Source organism: Gardnerella sp. DNF00257, from assembly GCF_049262745.1.
Classification (GTDB): Bacteria; Actinomycetota; Actinomycetes; order Actinomycetales; family Bifidobacteriaceae; genus Bifidobacterium; species Bifidobacterium piotii.
Genome location: NZ_CP058403.1, coordinates 989,077 through 1,009,927, shown reverse-complemented (window position 1 = coordinate 1,009,927; position 20,851 = coordinate 989,077). Strand labels below are relative to the sequence as shown.

Below are 20,851 nucleotides of genomic sequence, written 5' to 3'. Positions count from 1 at the left end.
AAACTCGCGCAATCTTTCTATTCGCTATATGTAAGCGGCAATGTTATCTCAAAATTAACTCCGCGCTTATCGTCTACAACTCTAACGTTTCCGTGATGAAGTAGCGCGGCCCATCTTGCAATCGAAAGTCCTAATCCGGTTCCGCCAGACTCTGTTCCCATTCCTTGATTTCCCTTAACAAATCTGCGGAAAATGTCTGCTCGATTTTCTTCAGGAATTTGCGTTCCAAAATTAATAACATTGCAAACTAAAATATTTTTTTCGTGATTCGACTTAGCGCTTATAAGAATCTTTGTGTTGTCTGCAGAATGCTTGATTGCGTTAGATACTACGTTTGTAAACAATTGAGATAGGCGATTTTTGTCTCCAACAAGCATAATGTTGTTTTCAATATTAAGACTTATGCTGTGATTGTGACCCGCGTCTGCGATTTTTACTGTTTCTACAATGTTGTTAATAAAGTCTTTAAAGTCAAAGCTTGTAATAACAAGGCTCTCTGCGCCTGCTTCTACTCTAGATAAGTCAAGAAGAAAAGTGATTAAATCAGCTAATTTATGTGTTTGATTTACGATTGCTTCCATATTTGATGGCGTTGGCTCCACAACTCCATCTGCAAGGTTTTCCACCATTGCTTGCAAAGCGCTAACAGGCGTTCTAAGCTCGTGGCTAACGTTTGCTATAAGGTCTCGGCGCATATTGTCTGCGTGCTCTAGTTCTTCTGCCATCTCGTTAAAAGCAAGAGTGAGCTTTCCAACTTCGTCTTTTCTGCTTTCGATCTGAACACGTACAGAATAGTCGCCATCTGCCATAGTCTCTGCAGCATCGCGCATTTGTCTAAGTGGGGAAGTTAATCCTCTAGAAAATGCGTATGTTATTCCTAATGCAACTGCAAGAGTTAGTGGCATTGCAATCCAACCACTTAATCCAACTTTTAGTAAAAACCATGCCATAACAAATGCTATAGCTGTTGCAAAAACAATAATCGCAGACAATTCGCCTTTTAATGACGTAAAAAATCCTATTGCGCTTTTAGGATGAGGCAGTGGATTCTTTAGAGTGTTCTTCATCGAATTTTTTAATGAACTCTTTAGTAGATTGCTATTTTTTATGTTCTTATGATCTTTGCTATTTTTGAGAATCAAATTCTGGCTCATAATCTTCTTTAGGTGGCTCAAAAGCGTAGCCTACTCCATGTATTGTGCGAATCCAATCAGATCCAATCTTATGTCTTAAAGATTTAACGTGGGAATCAACTGTGCGCGTTCCCGAAGCATCTGGCCAATCCCAGACTTTTTCTAAAAGCGTTTCTCTTTTTAACACTTCGTGAGGGTGATTTGCAAAAGTCGTAAGTAAAGAAAACTCTGTAGGCGTAAAGTGGATTGCTTTTTCGCCAATCGTAACAAGTCTCTGCTTTGTGTCAATAATCAAGTTTCCAAACTTAATTAAAGTGTTGTATTGTTCTCTTTTTGCTATTATTGCAGCGCGCTCAACTCTTCTTAAAAGCGCACCGCATCTTGCAATAAGCTCTCTAGGGGAGAATGGCTTTGTAACGTAGTCGTCTGCTCCTGCGCTTAGTCCAGCTAGTTTATCTGCTTCTGAGTCTCTTGCTGTAAGCATAAGAACAGGAATCGGGCATTTAGATACTATTCTTCGCGTTGCTTCTATGCCATCCATAACAGGAAGCATAATATCCATGATTATAAGGTCTGGTTTTAAGCTTAACGCTGCTTTAACTGCAGACACTCCATCGCAAACAACTCTAGCTTTCCAACCTCTAGCAGCAATTCTTTGCGCTATAGCTGTAGCTAAATCTGGCTCGTCTTCTACAACAAGAATTGTTCGAGGAGCACTTGTTTGCAATGGAGTGTCCAACATTTTACCTAGTTTAGATTCCTTTTTAGCTATTTAATCATTACCTTAATCTAGTGGCTTAAGGAATACAGCTCCAAGTGCTGGAACAGTAATCCTTGCAGAATATGGCCTAGAATGATACTCCTCTGCGGCAGCAGTAAATGTGCCGTTGTGAATATCGGATCCGCAATACTTAGCGTCGTCTGTAGTAAGAATCTCTTGCCACTTTCCACCCTTAGGCAATGCCACTTGGTAATCTTGCCATGCTTGACCAGAGAAGTTAACAACAACAACGATTTCTTCGCCGTTGTCTCCGATTCGCATGTAGCTTAATGTATTGTGGTCGGAATCGTCGCTAGTAAGCCACTGGAATCCGTCTGGTGTAAAGTCTTGGCTCCAGAACGCCCTAGAGCTCTTATACAAAGCATTAAGATCTGCAACCAGCTTTTGAACTCCTTGATGGAATGGCCATTGAAGCTCGTGCCAATTAAGCGAATTGTTGAAGTTCCATTCGCAAGACTGGCCGATTTCTCCACCCATAAACAGAAGATTCTTTCCTGGGTGAGACCATTGATACGCCAAGAGCGCTCGAAGGCCAGCAAACTGTTGCCATTCGTCTCCAGGCATCTTTCCAAGAAGAGATCCCTTGCCATACACAACTTCGTCGTGGCTAAGTGGCAACACGTAATGCTCGGAATACGCGTAAACCATAGAGAACGTGATTTCGTTGTGATGCCAACGGCGATTAATCGGCTCTTCTTTAAGGTATTGCAAAGTGTCGTGCATCCAGCCCATGTTCCACTTTAAGCCAAAGCCTAAGCCACCCATGTCTGTAGGAGCAGTAACGCCTTGGTATGCAGTGGACTCTTCTGCAATCATCATAATTCCAGGATTATTCTTGTATGCAGTAGCGTTTGCTTCCTTAATAAAGTCAATAGCTTCAAGGTTTTCGCGTCCGCCATACATGTTTGGACGCCATTGGCCAGCTTCGCGGCTGTAATCCAAGTAGAGCATAGAAGACACGGCATCTACTCGCAAAGCGTCAACGTGATACTCGCTAAGCCAGAAGCACGCGTTAGCAACCAAGAAGTTGCGAACCTCGTGTCTGCCAAAGTTAAATATGTACGTTCCCCAATCTGGGTGCTCGCCGCGAAGTGGATCTGGGTCTTCGTAAAGCGCAGTGCCGTCGAATCTGCCCAAAGCAAAGTCATCCTTAGGGAAGTGTGCTGGAACCCAATCCATAATCACACCAATTCCAGCCTTGTGGAGCTTGTTTACCAAGTACTTAAAGTCGTCTGGGCTTCCAAGCCTTGAGTCAACAGCATAATAACCGGTAACTTGATATCCCCAAGATCCCGAGAATGGGTATTGTGTAAGAGGCATAAACTCAACGTGAGTAAAGCCTTCTTGCTGAACGTAGTCAACTAAGTGGTCTGCAAGCTCGCGATAATTGTCGTAATCGCGATTCCAGCTATTTGCTTGAACTTCGTAGATGCTAACAGGTCCATCATGCGCATTCGTCTTTGCGCGATGCTCAAGCCACTCGCTATCGTGCCACTTAAAGTCGGAGTCAACAACAACAGAACCAGTGTTAGGTGGAACTTCGTGCGAGCGCTCCATTGGGTCTGCCTTCATAATCCAGTTTCCAGCTTGAGTCATAATCTCAAACTTGTAAACCTCGCCTGCGCCTACTCCTGGAATAAAAAGCTCCCAAATGCCACTAGAGCCAAGCGAACGCATTGCATGACGGCGGCCATTCCAATAGTTAAAGTTGCCAACAACTCTTACAGCGCGAGCGTTTGGAGCCCACACAGTAAAGGATGTTCCAGTAACTTTTTTAACCATTTTGCCTGTTTCTGGGCTTACAAGACCCCAAGAATCAGTAATGCTTTTAACATGAGCACCTAGTGCTTCCCAAAGTCTTTCGTGCCTGCCTTCGCCAAACAGGTACATGTCCATGTCGCCGATTTGAGGCAAGTAGCGGTACGGATCGTCGTCTACGGACTCGGCGCCGTCTACTTCTACGGTACGAATGCGATAGCTAGGAACAGACCATTCTTTGCTTTTAGTGTGCTTAGTTGCAGGAATAGTGGCAACAAAAATGCCATTGTATTCGTGCTGAGCTTCGTACTCGCCGCTCTTAGTGAGAATTGTTACTTTCTTGGCCATTGGTCGTAAAACGCGAACAGTGGCAGTACCAGCGCCCTTGCCAGTTCCGAGATGTCCACCAAGGACCTCGTGCGGATTGTAATATTCTGCGTTGCTCACCGCAGCAAGCACGTCTTGACGAACAGCCACTGCGATTGCATCTTCATTGATGTTAGATACTGTACTCATGTTGTCTATCATACAACATTATTTGCGTATGTCTTGTGTGTTTTGAGTAAACTTTGGCTAATAAGTCGAAAAAATAATTTAACAGCGCTCAAGTCTTTGCCTTATGGGAAACTGAAATGAGTTTTTCTGTGCATACGGAGGGTTCTGTGGGTTATCAAGTCGGCGATATGGTCGTCTATCCTCGTCATGGTGCGGCTAGAGTCGAGGAAATTAGTGAACGTACTGTTAAGGGTGTTACTAGGCAATATTTGCGCTTAGTCGTATTGTCTTCAGATGGTTTAGAGATTAACGTTCCAGTAGATAATGTTAAAAAAGTTGGCGTTAGAGACATTGTTGGCGCCAAAGAAGTTGCTAAAGTTTTTGAGATTTTGCGTACGCCAATCATTGAAAAAGAGATGAATTGGTCTAGAAGATACAAGCTTAACGTTGAGAAAATTGCTACTGGCGATGTTAATAAGATTGCGGAAGTTGTTCGCGATTTGTCGCAGCGAGATGTTGATGAACATGGACTTTCTGCTGGAGAAAAGCGCATGCTTGCTCGCGCTCGCAGTATTCTTATATCGGAAATCGCATTGTCGGAAAAGATTGACGAGACTCAAGCAGAACGTTTGCTTAACGTGAATCTTGGTTATGCTAATCCTTTGCCTGGAGACGAAGAACATCATACTCATGCTCCAGAAGAAGCTGCTGCAGATACTCTTAGATTGCTTGCGGAAAAGTCTAAAAAAGCTAAAAAGAAATAAGTCTATTTTTATTAGCTTAAATTTTATTAGCTTAAATTTGCTACTTAGGAGCGCATTGTGTGCAAACCGCCGAAAGTGATTTCGATTGTAGGACCAACAGCATCTGGCAAAACGAGTCTTGGTATTGCGATTGCAAAGAAATTTGCTGAACGCGGTGCAAAAGCGGAAATTATTAACGCAGACGCATATCAAATGTACCGCTACATGGATATTGGTACAGCAAAAGCCACTAAAGAAGAGCAAAGCGAGATTAAGCATCATTTAATAGATGTTATTGACCCGCAAGAGGCAATGAGCGTTGCAAAGTTTCAAACGCTTGCTAGACAGTGCATACGCGATTTGCAAGAAAAAGGTATTCGCCCAATTCTTGTTGGAGGATCTGGCCTATATGCTCGCGCTGCCGTAGACGATATAACTTTTCCTGGCACAAATCCTGATGTTCGCAAAGCTTTGGAAGAGCGCGAAAAATCGCAAGGAGCAATGGTGCTTTTTGAAGAATTGCAAAAGTTAGATCCCGTTGCAGCTAAAAATATGGATCCAAGAAATTCGCGCCGAACAATTCGCGCGCTAGAAGTTATTGAGCTAACAGGCAAGCCGTATTCTGCAACTTTGCCAAAATACAAGTATTTGATTGATTGCGTGCAAATCGGATTGGACTTAAGCAGAGAAGATTTGGATGCGCGAGTGGATCTTCGCACAAAAATGATGCGCGAGCAGGGTTTTGTAAACGAAGTTAAGGCGATTCGCTCAAAGCTTGGTGTTACTGCTAGCAGGGCTTTGGGATACAAGCAGATAATGGACTATTTAGACGGCTTGTGTAGTGAAGACGAAGCATTTGACGATATTGCGCAAAAAACTAGGCGACTTGCGCGCAAGCAAATGGGCTGGTTTGGAAGAGACTCTCGTATTCATTGGATTAATGCTTTAAAGTCAAACGTTGTTGACGATGCTATGGAAATAATCGACGCGGCGGATAATGGCAATTTCAAAGATGATTTGATTGCTGAATCAACTTCTCATCATCTTGGCGCGTTAATTGTCGAATAGTAATAATAGAATAAGTTTTTAGATAATTAATCTTTAGATGTTTATGCGTGAACCCTAGCTTAGGCTGGGGTTCATTTCGTATAAGGCATATTGGGAATGATATTGAGAAACGATATCGAGATACTTATTTGTATGAACATAGGAGATTTGTGTGAATAATCATCATTTGTCAAACTCTTCCAGTGAAATCTTAGAGAAGAATGATTTAAGTACTTCTGGAACTAATGCCGCTTCTTTGCAAGATGCTATTAGCGCAAGTCACGCGCATCAGCATAAGCTTTCGCTATCACTAGCGTTAACGTCAATTGTGTTTTTGGCAGAAGTAATCGGATCTATTTTAACTAATTCGATTTCTTTGCTGATTGATGCTGGTCATATGCTAACGGATATTTCCGTTTTAGCTGCATCTACGGTTACTGCGATTTTAATGCGCAAAAAGCCTAATGCAAAGCGCACTTGGGGGTGGGCAAGGCTAGAAGTGATTACTGCTGCAGCTGGAGCTCTTGTGCTTCTTTTTGTAGGCGTTTATGCGATTGTGGAGTCGGGGATGCGTCTTTTTGGCGCAAGTCATAATGAAATTCACAGTGTAAATCAGCTGCTTTTCTTTGGTGTTCTAGGTCTTCTTGCAAATATTGCTTCGCTTATAATTCTTGTTTCTCAATCTAAAGACAATATGAATATGCGAGCAGCGTTTTTGGAAGTTATGAACGATGCTTTAGGCTCTGTAGCAGTAGTTGTTTCTGCATTAGTTATGATAGCTACAAATTGGAGCGGTTTCGACGCTGTAGCTGGCGGAATTATAGCAATTTTGATGATTCCTAGAGCGTTGCACTTGCTTAAAAATGCTGTAAAAGTTTTGCTTGAGCAAACTCCAGAAGGATTGGATATAGAAAAAGTTCGTGACCATCTTGAACATGTTCCGCACGTTCTTGCTGTTCACGATTTGCACGCAAGCACAGTTTCTACAGGAATGCCTATTTTTATGGCGCATGTTGTTGTTGAGCGCGATTTGACGATGGGGCAGTGTGCGGATATTTTGAGCCAGCTTCAAGATTGTTTGCGTGATCATTTTCCAGTTTCTGTTTCGCATACAACGTTCCAGTTGGAGCCAGAGGGATATACTACTCAAAGTTCGTCGGAGCATCACGAGTAGTTTTTCGCGCAGTTTTGTTGAGTAGCCTTGTATTGTAACAGTTACGTGTGTTGTAAATACATGTAAATGTAAATACGTATAAAGTAGAGTGATATTATGCCGTTAAAAGAGTTAATAGACAACGCGCATAGCGATCGCGTTAAGCGCATTTGTGCAATAAGTCGCGCAAAATCGCGAGGGGATGGGCGCTTTTTAGTTGAAGGACCGCAAAGCGTTAGGGAAGCTGTAAGGTACGCGCATAAGTCGATTTTAGACATTTATGTTTTGCAAGATGCTGTTAATAGTGGCAGTAATCGTAGTTATAGTGGCGTCACGAGTAATGGTGGCCCTATAGAAGTAATCGCTAAAATCGTTGACGAATCATTAAAAAATAATTGCTATGTGCACCCTGCAACAGCAGAAGTTATGCGCAAAATCAGCACGGATTGCCAGGGGATTGTTGCACTTTGTGATTCTAAGGTTTTAGACGAAGAATTTAGTAAAGAATTTAATAAGATTGGTGAGACTGATAAATCTGGGCTAGAGAGCAGCGATGATACTAAATCTTGCAAAAACAAAAACATATTAATTGCATCATGTTGGCAAGTAAGAGACCCAGGCAACGCTGGGGCGATTATTCGCGTTGCAGACGTAGCTGGATGCAATGCTGTTGTTTTTGTTGACGATTGCGTAAGCCGATTTAACTCAAAGCTTGTTCGATCTAGTGCAGGATCGTTATTCCACTTGCCAGTAGTAAAAATGAGCGAAAACGAATGGTTTGATTGGGCAAAAAATGCAAAGATTAAAGTGATTGCTGCTGATATTTATGGCACGGAAAATAAAAAGCCAAAGTCGTTTGCGCGTGTTTTAGATTCGTTTAGAAATGAGTCTAATATCGCCGATAATGTCACCTCTAATGTCGCAATATTATTTGGAAACGAAGCCAGAGGATTGCCGCAAGAAGTCTTAAATAAAGTAGACGAAATATCGGTAATACCAATCTACGGAAAAGCAGAATCAATGAACTTAGCAACCAGTGCAGCGGTAATGCTAATGGGCTTGGCTATGTCTAGTCATGAGCGAAAAATGGGGATTTGAGACGTTTTTTGAATGCTTCACAAAAGTACGCATACACGGATAGGAAGGGTGCTGTGGCAAAGAGTCAGCCATTTGACGCAAAGTCAATTACAAAGGTAGTAAAAGAGGGCATTGCTTGTGTTCAAGCCGCTAAAACAATGGAAGATTTAAAAGCGGCAAAAACTAAGTATGCTGGCGCTCAGTCTGCAATGACACTTGCTAGCAAAGCTATTGGAAGTCTTCCAGTAGAAGAAAAGAAAGAAGCTGGCAAAGTAATGTCTGCTTTGCGTGCTGATTTTGGTAGGGAATTTGCGGCGGCTCAAGAGCGTATTAAAGCTCTAGAAGAAGCAAACATGCTTCAAAAAGAAACAGTCGATATGACTTTGCCAATAAATCGTAAGCCGCTTGGCGCTCGCCATCCGATTGCGCGTATTATTGAAGATTTTGAAGACTTTTTTGTGTCTATGGGTTGGCAGATTTCTGCAGGTCCAGAGGTGGAAACAGAGTGGTTCGATTTTGATGCATTGAACTTTGGCCCAGATCATCCTGCTCGCCAAATGCAAGATACTTTCTACGTGCAGGGAAATCAGGCAAAGGATGCTGCAGGATTTGTTGGATCTAACATGGTTTTGCGTACGCAAACTTCTTCCGACCAGGTTCGCGCGTTAATTGAGAGAGGCGTTCCTCTGTACATTGCATCCCCAGGTCGCGTGTTCCGCACGGATGAGCTTGATGCAACGCATACGCCAGTCTTCCATCAATGCGAAGCTTTGGCTGTAGATAAGCACTTAAGCATGGCAGATTTAAAGGGTGTGCTAGATCGCCTTGCTGTTGCAATGTTTGGCCCAGATGCAAAAAGCCGTTTGCGTCCAAGCTACTTCCCGTTCACGGAGCCTAGCGCAGAGTTGGATCTTTGGTTCCCAGATAAAAAGGGCGGCCCAGGTTGGATTGAATGGGGCGGATGCGGAATGGTTAACCCGAACGTTCTTAAGTCTGCAGGCTTAGACCCAGATGTTTATACGGGATTTGCTTTCGGTGTTGGTTTGGAGCGCACTTTGCTGCTTCGTCACGATATTAACGATATGCACGATTTGGTTGAAGGCGATAAGCGCTTCGCAGAACAGTTTGTGATGGGAGAGTAACTCATGCCAATGGTAGATATTGACTGGCTTAAAGATCATGTTGAAGTGCCAGAAGGTTTGACTTATGATCAGCTTGCTAAAGATTTGGTGCGAGTTGGCTTAGAAGAAGAAGAGATTCACGATTCTCAAGTTACAGGTCCTATTGTTGTAGGTTACGTTGTTGATGCTACTCCAGAGCCACAAAAGAATGGCAAGGTTATTAATTGGTGCCATGTTGATGTTGGAGATAAATACAACGAGGTAGACGAAAATGGCAATAAGGTTCCTCGTGGAATTATTTGCGGTGCTCCAAATATGGCTGCTGGAGAAAAGGTTGTTGTAACTCTTCCTGGCGCTGTTTTGCCTGGCGATTTTAAGATTGAGCCTCGCAAAACTTACGGCCACATTTCTAATGGAATGTGCGCGTCCGAGCGCGAGCTTGGGTTGGGAGATAGTCACGATGGCATTATTTTGCTTCGCGAATATGGATTCTCTAAAGCAGAATATGAGGCGTTAAAGCCTGGAGATGACGCAATGTCGCTTCTTCACTTAAACAAGCCTTTGCTAGAGATTAACATCACTCCTGATCGCGGATACGCGTTCTCGTACAGGGGTGTTGCGCGCGAATATCACCATTCAACTGGTGCTGCATACACGGATCCTGTAGTGGAACTTAATAATAAGGCAAGTCAAGTTTCTGTTGAAAACGCGTCTACAGATATTGAAGTTAGCATTGAAGATACAAACCCTATTCATGGTGTTGTTGGATGCGATCGATACTACGCGCGTGTAGTTAGAAACTTTAATCCACAATCCGCAAGCCCTAATTGGATGCGTAGGCGTTTGACTCGCGCTGGAATGCGTGGAATATCTCTTGCAGTAGACGTTACAAATTACGTAATGCTTGACTTGGGTCAGCCTCTTCACGCTTATGATTTAGATAAGATTGAAGGTCCTATTGTTGTTCGCCGCGCTAAAGCTGGGGAGCATTTAACAACTTTAGATGGCAAAGATAGAGAGCTTAACGTTGAGGACTTGCTTATTTGCGATTCTCCAAAGGGAAATCACGGTTCGCGTGTTCTTGGACTTGCTGGCGTAATGGGCGGAATGTATGGAGAAGTGACGAGCGAAACAAAGAATATTCTTGTTGAAGCTGCACACTTTGATCCCGTTTCTATTGCTCGTACAGCTCGTAGACACAAGCTTCCAACCGAGGCTTCTCGCCGCTTTGAGCGCGGAGTAGATACTCAGCTTCAGCCTGCAGCTGCGCAAATGGCTGTTACAATGCTTAGCGAGCTTGGCTCTGGAGAGCCTTCTAATACGCCTACAGACGTAAACAATACTGTTGATAGAAACGTTATTGTTTTCAAAGCTAGCGAGGTAGAGCGTGTTTCTGGATTAAGCATTGATTTGAACCGCATTAGCGATATTCTTACGGATATTGGATGCTCGGTTGCTGGCGGCGGAAATGGTTCGTTCTCTGTTTTGCCTCCAACTTGGCGCCCAGACTTGAATGATCCATGCGATTTGGTTGAAGAAATCGCGCGCTTGGTTGGCTACGATGAAATTCCTGTTAAGGTTCCAGCTGTTCCTGTTACTGGCAAAACTGGTTTAACGCAGGAACAAGCAACTCGTAGAGCTATTGCTTATGAGCTTGCAGAAATGGGCTTGGTTGAATCTTTGAGCTACCCATTTGTTGGTAAGGAAGATTTTGATGCTTTCCGCGAAGACGTTGATTCTGTTGCTAAAATTAGCGTAAAAATCGCAAATCCTTTGGCTGGCGATCGTCCTTGGCTTCGCAGGAATGTTCTTACCACTTTAGCTGGAACGGTTCGCAGAAATATTCGCCGCGGTTTGAGCAATGTTTCGCTTTATGAGCTTGGCCACGTGTATTTTGCAGATCCTAATGCTCCTGCAATTCCTGCTTTGCCTGGCTCGGTTCGACCTACGGATGCTCAGCTTGCAGCTTTGGATGCAGGTTTGCCTAAGCAGCCTTTGCATGTTGCAGCGCTTTTTACTGGTAAAGCAGAAGAAACTGGCTGGCTTGGTACGCATCGAGACGTTGATTACAGCGATGCTCTAGAAGCTGTTCAGCGTTTAGGAAAGCGCATCGGCGTTGATTTTAAGATTTGTCAGCTTAGTGCAAACGATGCTCCTGCCTCTTGGCATCCAGGCCGTACTGCCAAAGTGTTTGTTGCTGTTGATGGCGGCGACGATGTTGAAATTGGCATTGTTGGCGAGCTTCACCCTAGCGTGAATGAGAATTTGGATTTGCCAAAGCATTCTGCAGCATTCGAGCTTGATTTGAGCGCATTGTTTAATGCTATGCAAGTTAAGCCTGTTCAAGCAAAGCCTGTTTCTACATTCCCACCTGTTAAACAGGACTTTGCGTTTGTTGCTCCTTCTTCTTTGAGTGCTAGCGACTTAGAGAAAGCTATTGTTAAAGCTTCTGGCGATTTGCTTGAGTCTATAGAGTTGTTCGATGTTTATGAAGGCGAGCAGCTTTCAGATGGTTTGCGCTCTCTTGCTTATTCTGTGACTTTTAGAGCTGCAGATCGTACGCTTTCTGGCGAAGAAATGGAAGCTGTTCGAGAAGCAATTACAAAAGCGGCTAAAGATTTGCATGCAACTTTGCGCGTGTAAAATCGTGAATTAGCTTTTGATTAATGCGGCTGAATAACTATTCTTTAGTTGTTTGGCCGCATTTTTTATTGTGATTTTATTGTGATTTTTATCCAGTATATTCGTTATATCCAATATGCAAATATTAATAAAGATCAATATATATTAGTAAATATTGGCCAATCTTGGTAAATATACGGAAAGTTATGCATATATACATGTATATTAGATTGGAATAGTTTTTTTAGAAAGGTTTGTCAGCTATGGTTCATGCAAAGAAGAATTTTGGGAATTTTGATGATAATGACTCTGCTGGCAAACAGCGTCCTGCAACTAAGGCTGCGCGATTAAACGCGATTGAGCAGGCGCTTTTAAGCGAGGTTATTACTTCTCAATCGCAGCTTGCTGCTGTTTTGGCTCGTAATGGTTTTGATGTTACTCAAGCAACTCTGAGTCGCGATTTAGACGAGATAAATGCTGTTAAAATTCGTCTTACAGATGGCAGAATTGCGTACGTCTTGGGAGATGGAACTGGCAACCGTCACGCAATGGATACGGTTAGGATTGATCAGCAAGTTGCAAGAACTCTTTCTGGTCTTATTACAGAAGTTGGATTTGCTAATAATATTGTTGTGATTCACACTCCTTCGGGTGCTGCTCAATATGTTGCTAGTGTTATTGATAGACAGCCGTTAAAGGGGATTTTAGGTTCGGTTGCTGGCGATGATACCGTGCTTATGGTTTGTGTTTCTAACGAAGAAGCGGAAAATCGTGCAAATTGGATGCTTTCTGTTGCGTCACGGTAGTTGAAAATCTGTAGCAAAGCTGCGCGCAAAGATACAATTATTGATATAAATATACAATTATTCGTTATTTTGTAATATGCATTTGTAATATTCATTTGTAATATTCATTTGTAATATTCATTTGTAATATGCATATTCGATTAGAGTGGATTTTATGATTACTATTGCAACTTCAAACTTGAATGGTATTCGCGCTGCAGAGCGCAAGGGGATGCTTGATTGGGTGCAAAATCACACTCCAGATGTGTGGTGTATGCAAGAGGTTCGCGCTCCGCAAGATGCGATTGACCCGATTATGGGTAAAATCAAGGATTTGTATGCGTCTAAAAGTGGTGAATCTGTGCAAGATGAATCTGTGCAAGATGAATCTGTGCAAAATGACAAACAATTTTGCGTTACAAATCAGATTTGCGATATAAAAGGGCGTGCTGGAGTAGCGCTTGTAACATCTTTGCCAGTTGTAAGTCAGCGCTATGGCCTGCCTGGTTTAAGCGAAGACGTGGATTCTGGCCGCTGGATAGAAACCGACGTTCATACGCCTGAAGGGTATGATATTACTGTTGCTTGCGTGTATGTTCACGCTGGAAATGTTGACGATCCGCAGAAAATGCATCAAAAATTCCGCTTTTTAGACACTATGCTTACGCGATTAGGGGAGCTTAGAGATATTGCTGCAAGTGGCGGAAATCAGGCGATTTTGTGTGGTGATTTTAATATTGCTCACACTCCTCTAGACATTAAAAACGCTAAAGCGAATGAGAAAAGTGCTGGATTTTTGCCAGAGGAGCGCGCGTACATCGACCGCTGGATTAACGAGTATGAATTTGTAGACGTTATGCGAATGCTTGCTGGCAATATTCAAGGGCCATACACGTGGTGGAGTCAGCGCGGCAAGGCTTTTGATAACAATGTTGGATGGCGTTTAGACTATCAATTTGCTACTCCAGAGCTTGCGGAAACTGCTTGCGGATTCGTGATTGATCGCGCGCCAAGCTACGATTCGCGCTGGTCGGATCACGCTGCGCTAAGCATAAGATACAATGTGTGATTTTGCTTTGCTTGTGGTAATCTTGTGAAGTTGAGTAAAAGTGGCATTGGCCGTTAGAAAAGAGGAATCATGGGATGGTTTAAGTCGAAGCGCAAGGCTAAAGCTGATAGTAAAAATGCTGGAAATCTTGCGGATTTGCAATCCCAAAATTCGGCCTTAAACGAGCTTATTGAAGGCGGATACAGCGCAGACACGTATTTGGGTCGAGGAAATCTTAGAGGTCCTTGGAATATTTCAGACGAAAAAGTTCCTGATTTAAGTACATATATTGACTTCGGAGCTATTTGTATTCCGTATTTGCAAGGAATAGAGTTGCGCGTAAAAAAGCAGCGCGAGTCTAACCAAGTTCTTGGCATAACAGTTACGTATAGGTCTTCTAGTGTAGAAGTTGAGGCGTTTGCAGCCCCTAAAACAGAAGGAATCTGGAGCGAAGTTCGCGCGGATTTGCTTAAGGGAAATTCTGACGCCAGGGAAGTGAATGGCGTTTTTGGCAAAGAGATTATATTACCAGTTAAAGTTGAAGATAAGACTGTAGATACGCGAATTGTTGGAGTTGACGGTCCGCGTTGGATGCTTCGCGGAGTCTTTTCTGGTGTAGCTGCTGGCGATTTTTCGGTTGCTGGCGATTCAAAAAAGGCGAGTGATGAAGCAGTTTTGCTTAACAAGTGGTTTAGTGACATTGTTGTAGACCGAGGCAGTGAGCCATTAGCTCCTCGAGATATGATTCCAATGCATGATGTTTTGGTTCCTAGAGATTCTGACAATGGTGGTTCTGGCGATTCTGCTGGTGATTCTGGTGAAATTCCAGGCCGTCCAAAGGGGCCACTTGGCGCAGATCAGCAGGTAGAAGTCAAAACTACGCTAACTCGCGGTCCAATGTTCTCTGAAGTTCGTTAGTAAAGCTTTATAGCAAAAGTCGAATAGCAAAAGTCGAATAGCAAAAGTCGAATAGTCGAATAGCAAAAGTCATGCAGCAAAGGATATTGTCTTGGAAAAAAATGCGCGCAACAAAAAACGCTCAGGATTAGCCTCTTTAGCTTCCATTGGATCCGAAGAAAAAGCGTTTTCTGTGATTGACTCCATTGGCGGAGTTCGTGGCGTAATTGAATCCATGCTGCCAGGCTTGCTGTTTGTTATTTGCTTTGTTGTAACGCGGAACGTACAAACAACAGTTATTGCGTCTGCAGCTCTTGCAGTTTTGCAAGTGGTGGCGCGACTTATTCAACGTCAGTCGATTATGGGCGCGCTAAGTGGGCTTGTTTCCGTTGGAATCTGCCTTATTTGGGTGTGGACGAGTCATCAAGCGCGCGACTACTACATGATGGGCTTTATTACAAACGCTGTGTACGGTGTTCTTCTTGCGATTTCGCTGATTGCGCGTGTGCCAGCTCTTGGGCTTGTGATTGAGTCGATTCGCAAAATGCCTACGGAAAATTTTGGCGCTTGGCTGCACGAATGGCTTGATTATAAGCCACTTAAGCGCGCGTACATGTATGTTACTGGATTATGGATTGGCGTTTTTGCGCTGCGACTCGTTTTACAAGTGCCATTATATTTGACAAATCACGTTGTGTGGCTTGGCACTGTTCGATTGCTTATGGGATTGCCGTTCTGGGCGCTCGCGATTTGGGTTTCTTACTTGATTATTGCAACGCCGTTTATGCGTCTTCATCATAAAAATCGCGAAGAAAATTATCGCGAAGAAAAGCAGATTGACGAAAAACAGATTAGCGAAAAGCAAAGTGAAGAGAAGCAGAACTAAGGGGTAGTACATGCAAGTGACGATGCGAATCGAGCGTTATGCGGATCAAGGAAGATGCGTAGGTCATCTTGACGGACGCGTTGTATTCGTGCGATTTGCGCTGCCTGGTGAGCTGGTTGTTGTGCGTATGGATGAGCCGATGCGTGCAAAAGCGCACTTTTTTACTGGCGAAGTTGTAGAAGTTTTGGAGCCTAGTGCGGATCGTGTGGAGCCGCAATGGAAGCTCGCTGGCCCTTTGGCTCAGGGCGGCGGAGTTGGCGGCGCGGATTTAATTCACGTTTCTTTGCCTGGTCAGATTCGTTGGAAGGCTTCCGTAATTGCCAATCAATTCCAGCGCTTAGCGCATATGGATGTTGCGGAAAGCGATGTTAGTGTTGAGCGCATTCCAGGGGACGAGGAGCTTAACGGATTTAATTGGCGTACGCGCATGGAGTTGGTTGCGGATGATGAAGGGCGATTGTCTATGCGTAAGCGCGAGTCGCATGATCGCATTGCGATTGATACTATGCCACTTGCGTCGCGCGCGGTTTTAGCTGTTGCGGATTCTTTGGACTTGTGGAATCGTTCTTTCTCGCCAAATGCGCAAATTCGTCTTGCTGTTCCAGAGCCTCGGGTTGAGGGTTTGGATTTTAATGACAAGGCTGCGCTTCTTGATGCGATTGGCGAAAATTATGCGCTTATAGTAAATGATGAGTTGGTTGCAGGATCGGCTTTGTTGCGCGAGCGCGTGCGCGTTGTGGCTGCTGGCGATTCATCGCGTATTCGTACTTTTGACTACGATGTTGACGCGCGCGGTTTTTGGCAGATTCATCGCGCAGCTCCAGAGCATTTAGTGAACTACGTTTTGGGATTAGTCCGTTCTGCGCTTGGTGGTCGCACTAAGAATACGGTTTTGTGGGATTTGTATTCTGGTTCGGGTTTGTTTACGATTCCGCTTGCGACTTTGGCTAATGTTGGCGGGAATTTATCTAGTTCTGCTGGCGATTCTGGTTCTGCAGAGCCAGCGCGCGTGCTTAGCATTGAGGGTGCGCCGATTGCTGTAAAGAACGCAAGGCGAAACATTGGGCGCGCAGGGCTTAGCAGGGATGTTGTTGAAGCTTTGCAAGGCGATGTTGCGCAAACGCTTGAATCGCAGGTGTTTAAGGCGAGTAAGTCATCTAAGATTGTGCGCCGATTTGCGCATCCAGATGTTGTTGTGTTGGATCCTCCGCGCGCTGGTGCTAAAGCTCAAGTTTGTAAGCAGATTGCGAAGTCTGGGGCTAGAAGCGTTGTGTATGTCGCTTGCGATCCTACTAGTCTTGCTCGCGATGTTGGTACGTTTAAGGAGCTTGGCTACAGCGTTCAGTCTTTGCGCGCGTTCGACATATATCCCAACACTCATCACGTCGAGACTGTCGTATTGATGTCAAAGGCTTAATAGGTGGGTGCATTTTTGCCCTTGTGTAGCAGGGCTTAGCGAGAGTTATCGTTAAAAGGTTTAATGCAAAGCGGCTTCAAGCTGGGTTCTCGCGGTTTTTGAGCGCGGTTTGGCTGTTTGAGGAAACATGTCGACGCTCTGGGGTCGAGTGCACAGGATGTTAACGTTAAAAAGTGCACCCACTTTGCACCCAGGCTGTGAAGTGGGAAAATAAGGTTTAGGCTAATTATCATGGAGAAGAAATCTAAGTTTCGTTAGTCTAATAATAAGGAGAGATGGCTATGGACAAGATAGATGAGCTAAATAAAGATGTGATAGTCATCCATCCTCAGCGTGTAATTAAGGATTATGCGGTTGGGGTTTATGCTCGTGTGAGTACGAATCGTAAAGAGCAGCTGGATAGCCTTGCTGTTCAGGTGTCTGGTCTTACTCGTCTTGCTGCTTCTCACATGACTTGGTTTGTTGCTGATATTTTTCTTGATGTTGCTTCAGCTAAGGTTGGATCTTCAAGAAACGAGTTTAATCGAATGATTGAAGAATGCGAGAAAGGTAATCTTGATATTATTCTTACTAAAAGTGTGAGCCGTTTTGGTCGTGATACGAAAGAAGGATTAGAGGCTATTAGAAAGATTCGATCATGTGGTACAAGGATTATCTTTGAGACCGATAAGATTGATACGGAAACGGTTGATGATGAACTTTTAATCAGTGTGGTTCAAGCTTGTAGTCAAGCAGAGAATGATTGGCGTAGTGAGAATATTGTTTGGGGATTAAGACGTAGAGCAGAAGATGGCACATCAGGTCTTTATAGCAGGGCTTGTTATGGTTATAAAAAAGATAAACATGGCATGCTTATTATTGATGAAGACCAAGCGCAAGTGGTAAGAGATATTTTTGACTGGTATTTAAAAGGATTAAGTATCGGTGGAATTATTGAAAGGTTAAAAAGTAGAGGTGTTAAGTCTCCCAAGGGGAAAGACGTTTGGAGTAAACGTGCTGTTGAGAGCACTTTGACTAGGCGTAAATATACAGGCGATGTGGCGATTGCTGTTCCGGGAAATGCGGATTGTCAGTATTTGAATACAGATCATCATGCAGGCATTATTTCTAAAGAGAAGTTTGAAGCGGTTGAGCTTGAGATGGCGGCTCGGAGTAATTTGGAAGTTGGAGAGGACGGAACGGTCAAACGCAAGTCTAAGAAATATAGCTCAAAAGGTAAAATGAGATCTGATTATTAGTATGTGCACTAGGAGGTGTTTAAGGAAATGGGTAATAAGAAGTTTATCGCAGAGACGAAAGATGTTCGTTTAACGGTGAAACGTGCTGATACTTTTGGCGTGAGCTTTATTAACTGTGAACAAGATATATTGAGGGTTGAGGAAGCGCAAAATGTTATAAGGCTTATTCAAACTAAAAAAGTCTCAGCTTCGAATTGGTTGAGGTGGTTTACTCAGGGTATGCCTGAAATTGTTGTGAGTTTGCCACATGATGTGGAAGTTTGTGAGGTTGAATCTGATTCTAATCAAGTGCTCATCACAGATATTGAGATTGGTAAGCTTTATGTAGAAGTGAATAATGGCAAGGTAGAAGTTGTTAATTTGAAAGCGGATGATGTCTTTCTTAAATGTTGTAATGGGTCGGCTTCAGCAACAAACGTAGAAGTAACTCATGTTTGTACACTTGATACGTTAAATGGCATGAGTATTTTAGAAGGAACAATACCTAAGGATGCATGTCTTGAAGTAGTTTGTGAGAATGGTATTAGTGAGGTTTCTGATAAGAAGAAGGTAAATTGTAAAAACGATGGGTTTGCGCATTACATGGTGCACTGTCTTAATGGGAAAGCTATTGCGAAGTAGCAGACATATAGATCAAAAAAGAAGCAATAAAACTTGATATAAGTTGGAATTAGAGCGTATATAGACATACCGATAAAGGAGGAAGCCGTATATGCTCTATGTAAAATTTGATGATTTCGAAGATGTTAGCGTCATGGGAAATGAGAAAGATCATGGAATGTTTATTCCGATTAAGGATGGGAATGTGTATGCTGAGTGCGAACGGTGCGGTGTAGTTGAAAGGATCACCTCACCATGCGAATTCATTGCTAGCACATTTAGGTCAAGAGTGAACTTCAATGAAGGTTATGAACTTTGCGAGAAGTGCTTGCAAGAGGTTGAGTTTGTTACTGTCGCTTTGAGAACTGGAAAATTACCTAATCGAGAATTGAAATGACTGAAAAGCAAAGCAGTGATAACCGTAGTAATACATGAAAAACTAAACGTTAAAAGGTGCACACACTTTGCACCCGGGCGGTAAATGATAATTTAGGGAGGCGTTTTATGTCAGTAATTAAAATTGAAAACCTCACTTTCTCATATTATGGATATGTAAAACCCATATTTAAAAATGTATCGTTTTCCTTTGATACAAACTGGAAAACGGGATTGATAGGAAGAAATGGAATCGGTAAATCAACTCTATTTAAGTTACTTTTAAATCAAGAAGCTTATCAAGGTAAAATAAGCAAGGATGTTGAATTTATTAAATTTCCACCAAATATAAGCGATACTTCAAAATTAGGAATTGAGTTATATAAAGAACTAATATCAGATGATGAAGAATGGAAGTTATTTAGAGAACTCAGTTTGCTAAATGTAGATGAGAACCTTGTTTACAGAGAGTTTGAAACGCTTTCTAAAGGGGAACAAACAAAAATCCTTTTAGCTATTTTGTTTACAAGAGAAGATGGCTTTTTACTTATTGATGAACCAACAAACCATTTAGATATGGACGGAAGAAAAATTGTAAGTGAATATCTGAAAAGTAAAAAAGGATTTTTGCTTATATCTCATGATAGAGATTTTTTAGATGGTTGTATCAATCATGTTATTTCTATTAACAGGAATTCTATTGATGTCCAATCGGGAAATTTTACATCATGGTATGAAAACAAAGTGATGAAAGACCAATTTGAAATTAGTCAAAATGAGAGATTAAGAAAAGATATTAAACGATTAAAAGAGTCTGCAAGACAAAGTCAAATTTGGTCTGATAAAATTGAAAATACTAAAAATGGTGTAAAAGTATCAGGTGTAAAACCAGACAAAGGACATATAGGTCATCAATCAGCCAAGATGATGAAAAAATCTAAGAATTTGGAGAATAGACAAAACAAGGCAATAGAAGAAAAACAGAGTTTACTAAAAGATATCGAAACAAAGGAAAGTCTATTATTGCATCCATTACATCATCATAAAAATCCTCTAATATCGGTTAGCAATTTATCATCATGCTATGGAGAGAGACAGATCCTAAATAATGTAAGTTTCGAGATAAAGCAAGGCGACATAGTGGCTATATATGGGGGTAATGGTAGCGGAAAATCAACCTTGATTAAAATTTTATTAGGTATAAATCACGAGTATACAGGTGAGATAAAATTAGCAGGTAATTTAAAAATCTCGTATATTCCTCAAGACACATCTAATTTAACAGGTAGCCTAAATGAATATATTCACAAGCAAGATGTTGATGAAACATTGTGTAAAACAATTCTAAGAAAATTAGATTTTTCAAGAGAATTATTTGAAATGGATATGAAGAATTATAGTGATGGACAAAAAAAGAAAGTTTTAATTGCTGTAAGTTTCTCAAAGCCAGCTCATATATTTGTTTGGGACGAACCACTGAATTATATAGATGTAATATCAAGAATACAGATTGAGGAAATTATAAAAGAAGCAAAGCCTACACTCATATTTGTGGAACACGATAAGCGATTTGTAGAAGATATCGCTAATAAAATAATACAATTTTAAGTAAAATCCAAATCCCAGTTTGTAGTGCCTTAGACTTTTATCATCATACGACATTCCCCTTGCCAGT

General features: G+C 42.4%; 18 protein-coding genes. 15 read left to right on the top strand and 3 right to left on the bottom strand.

The annotated features are described in order from the left end of the window. Positions 1-17 precede the first annotated feature (17 nt). From HXT23_RS03855 to glgB, 3 genes are read right to left on the bottom strand one after another with little or no spacing between them, the layout of a single operon-like run. On the bottom strand, positions 18-1,067 hold the full coding sequence (locus HXT23_RS03855) for a sensor histidine kinase (protein ID WP_421779232.1): 1,050 nt from the start codon (positions 1,065-1,067) through the stop codon (positions 18-20). Positions 1,068-1,125: 58 nt separating this feature from the next. Continuing rightward, on the bottom strand, positions 1,126-1,875 hold the full coding sequence (locus tag HXT23_RS03850) for a response regulator transcription factor (RefSeq protein WP_016636277.1): 750 nt from the start codon (positions 1,873-1,875) through the stop codon (positions 1,126-1,128). 42 nt (positions 1,876-1,917) lie between these two features. Next, complete coding sequence (glgB, locus tag HXT23_RS03845; protein WP_415697607.1) at positions 1,918-4,188, bottom strand: 1,4-alpha-glucan branching protein GlgB; 2,271 nt, start codon at positions 4,186-4,188, stop codon at positions 1,918-1,920. A 146-nt stretch (positions 4,189-4,334) separates the two neighbouring features. Here glgB and HXT23_RS03840 point away from each other — a divergent pair, with 146 nt between their 5' ends. From HXT23_RS03840 to HXT23_RS03770, 15 genes are all read left to right on the top strand, one after another. Beyond that, positions 4,335-4,931 carry a CarD family transcriptional regulator gene (locus HXT23_RS03840; RefSeq protein ID WP_128813736.1) on the top strand — a complete coding sequence of 199 codons (597 nt, stop codon included), beginning with the start codon at positions 4,335-4,337 and terminating at the stop codon, positions 4,929-4,931. A 57-nt stretch (positions 4,932-4,988) separates the two neighbouring features. After that, positions 4,989-5,978: a tRNA (adenosine(37)-N6)-dimethylallyltransferase MiaA gene (gene miaA / locus HXT23_RS03835; protein WP_422112713.1), complete on the top strand. Its 990-nt coding sequence runs from the start codon at positions 4,989-4,991 to the stop codon at positions 5,976-5,978. A gap of 151 nt (positions 5,979-6,129) precedes the next feature. Next, positions 6,130-7,131, top strand: coding sequence for a cation diffusion facilitator family transporter (locus tag HXT23_RS03830; protein ID WP_116689445.1), 1,002 nt, complete (start codon positions 6,130-6,132; stop codon positions 7,129-7,131). 96 nt (positions 7,132-7,227) lie between these two features. Beyond that, a complete protein-coding gene (locus tag HXT23_RS03825) occupies positions 7,228-8,208 on the top strand; it encodes a TrmH family RNA methyltransferase (RefSeq protein WP_116689446.1) in 981 nt (326 codons plus the stop codon). Between the two features lie 53 nt (positions 8,209-8,261). Then, positions 8,262-9,329, top strand: a complete 1,068-nt coding sequence (pheS, locus tag HXT23_RS03820) for a phenylalanine--tRNA ligase subunit alpha (RefSeq protein WP_004132005.1) — start codon at positions 8,262-8,264, stop codon at positions 9,327-9,329. Between the two features lie 3 nt (positions 9,330-9,332). Continuing rightward, positions 9,333-11,951, top strand: coding sequence for a phenylalanine--tRNA ligase subunit beta (gene pheT / locus HXT23_RS03815; RefSeq protein WP_422112712.1), 2,619 nt, complete (start codon positions 9,333-9,335; stop codon positions 11,949-11,951). A 242-nt stretch (positions 11,952-12,193) separates the two neighbouring features. Further along, positions 12,194-12,736 (top strand): arginine repressor, encoded by a 543-nt coding sequence (locus HXT23_RS03810; protein WP_016797133.1) that lies wholly within the window; start codon positions 12,194-12,196, stop codon positions 12,734-12,736. A 154-nt stretch (positions 12,737-12,890) separates the two neighbouring features. Beyond that, entirely contained in the window at positions 12,891-13,784 is an 894-nt protein-coding gene (locus tag HXT23_RS03805) for an exodeoxyribonuclease III (protein WP_422112711.1), read from the top strand. A 69-nt stretch (positions 13,785-13,853) separates the two neighbouring features. Continuing rightward, the gene (locus HXT23_RS03800) at positions 13,854-14,681 is read left to right on the top strand and encodes a DUF3710 domain-containing protein (protein ID WP_422112710.1); all 828 of its coding nucleotides are present in this window, start codon (positions 13,854-13,856) and stop codon (positions 14,679-14,681) included. Between the two features lie 91 nt (positions 14,682-14,772). Continuing rightward, positions 14,773-15,546, top strand: a complete 774-nt coding sequence (locus HXT23_RS03795; protein WP_004574628.1) for a DUF3159 domain-containing protein — start codon at positions 14,773-14,775, stop codon at positions 15,544-15,546. Between the two features lie 10 nt (positions 15,547-15,556). Then, positions 15,557-16,963 carry a class I SAM-dependent RNA methyltransferase gene (locus tag HXT23_RS03790; protein WP_422112709.1) on the top strand — a complete coding sequence of 469 codons (1,407 nt, stop codon included), beginning with the start codon at positions 15,557-15,559 and terminating at the stop codon, positions 16,961-16,963. 281 nt (positions 16,964-17,244) lie between these two features. Beyond that, a complete protein-coding gene (locus tag HXT23_RS03785; RefSeq protein WP_422112708.1) occupies positions 17,245-18,201 on the top strand; it encodes a recombinase family protein in 957 nt (318 codons plus the stop codon). Between the two features lie 27 nt (positions 18,202-18,228). Beyond that, on the top strand, positions 18,229-18,822 hold the full coding sequence (locus HXT23_RS03780; RefSeq protein WP_422112707.1) for a DUF4097 family beta strand repeat-containing protein: 594 nt from the start codon (positions 18,229-18,231) through the stop codon (positions 18,820-18,822). Between the two features lie 91 nt (positions 18,823-18,913). Further along, the gene (locus tag HXT23_RS03775) at positions 18,914-19,198 is read left to right on the top strand and encodes a hypothetical protein (RefSeq protein WP_004114737.1); all 285 of its coding nucleotides are present in this window, start codon (positions 18,914-18,916) and stop codon (positions 19,196-19,198) included. Positions 19,199-19,305: 107 nt separating this feature from the next. Next, positions 19,306-20,784: an Lsa family ABC-F type ribosomal protection protein gene (locus HXT23_RS03770; RefSeq protein ID WP_422112706.1), complete on the top strand. Its 1,479-nt coding sequence runs from the start codon at positions 19,306-19,308 to the stop codon at positions 20,782-20,784. Positions 20,785-20,851 lie beyond the last annotated feature (67 nt).

Bases quoted from the DNA above. Each gene is read 5' to 3' on its own strand.
- HXT23_RS03800 (WP_422112710.1), top strand. From the start codon at position 13,854: ATGGGATGGTTTAAGTCGAAGCGCAAGGCTAAAGCTGATAGTAAAAAT.
- HXT23_RS03775 (WP_004114737.1), top strand. From the start codon at position 18,914: ATGCTCTATGTAAAATTTGATGATTTCGAAGATGTTAGCGTCATGGGA.
- HXT23_RS03825 (WP_116689446.1), top strand. From the start codon at position 7,228: ATGCCGTTAAAAGAGTTAATAGACAACGCGCATAGCGATCGCGTTAAG.
- pheT (WP_422112712.1), top strand. From the start codon at position 9,333: ATGCCAATGGTAGATATTGACTGGCTTAAAGATCATGTTGAAGTGCCA.
- HXT23_RS03805 (WP_422112711.1), top strand. From the start codon at position 12,891: ATGATTACTATTGCAACTTCAAACTTGAATGGTATTCGCGCTGCAGAG.
- HXT23_RS03855 (WP_421779232.1), bottom strand. From the start codon at position 1,067: ATGAAGAACACTCTAAAGAATCCACTGCCTCATCCTAAAAGCGCAATA.
- HXT23_RS03790 (WP_422112709.1), top strand. From the start codon at position 15,557: ATGCAAGTGACGATGCGAATCGAGCGTTATGCGGATCAAGGAAGATGC.
- glgB (WP_415697607.1), bottom strand. From the start codon at position 4,188: ATGAGTACAGTATCTAACATCAATGAAGATGCAATCGCAGTGGCTGTT.
- HXT23_RS03810 (WP_016797133.1), top strand. From the start codon at position 12,194: ATGGTTCATGCAAAGAAGAATTTTGGGAATTTTGATGATAATGACTCT.
- HXT23_RS03770 (WP_422112706.1), top strand. From the start codon at position 19,306: ATGTCAGTAATTAAAATTGAAAACCTCACTTTCTCATATTATGGATAT.
- HXT23_RS03850 (WP_016636277.1), bottom strand. From the start codon at position 1,875: ATGTTGGACACTCCATTGCAAACAAGTGCTCCTCGAACAATTCTTGTT.
- HXT23_RS03785 (WP_422112708.1), top strand. From the start codon at position 17,245: ATGGACAAGATAGATGAGCTAAATAAAGATGTGATAGTCATCCATCCT.
- HXT23_RS03780 (WP_422112707.1), top strand. From the start codon at position 18,229: ATGGGTAATAAGAAGTTTATCGCAGAGACGAAAGATGTTCGTTTAACG.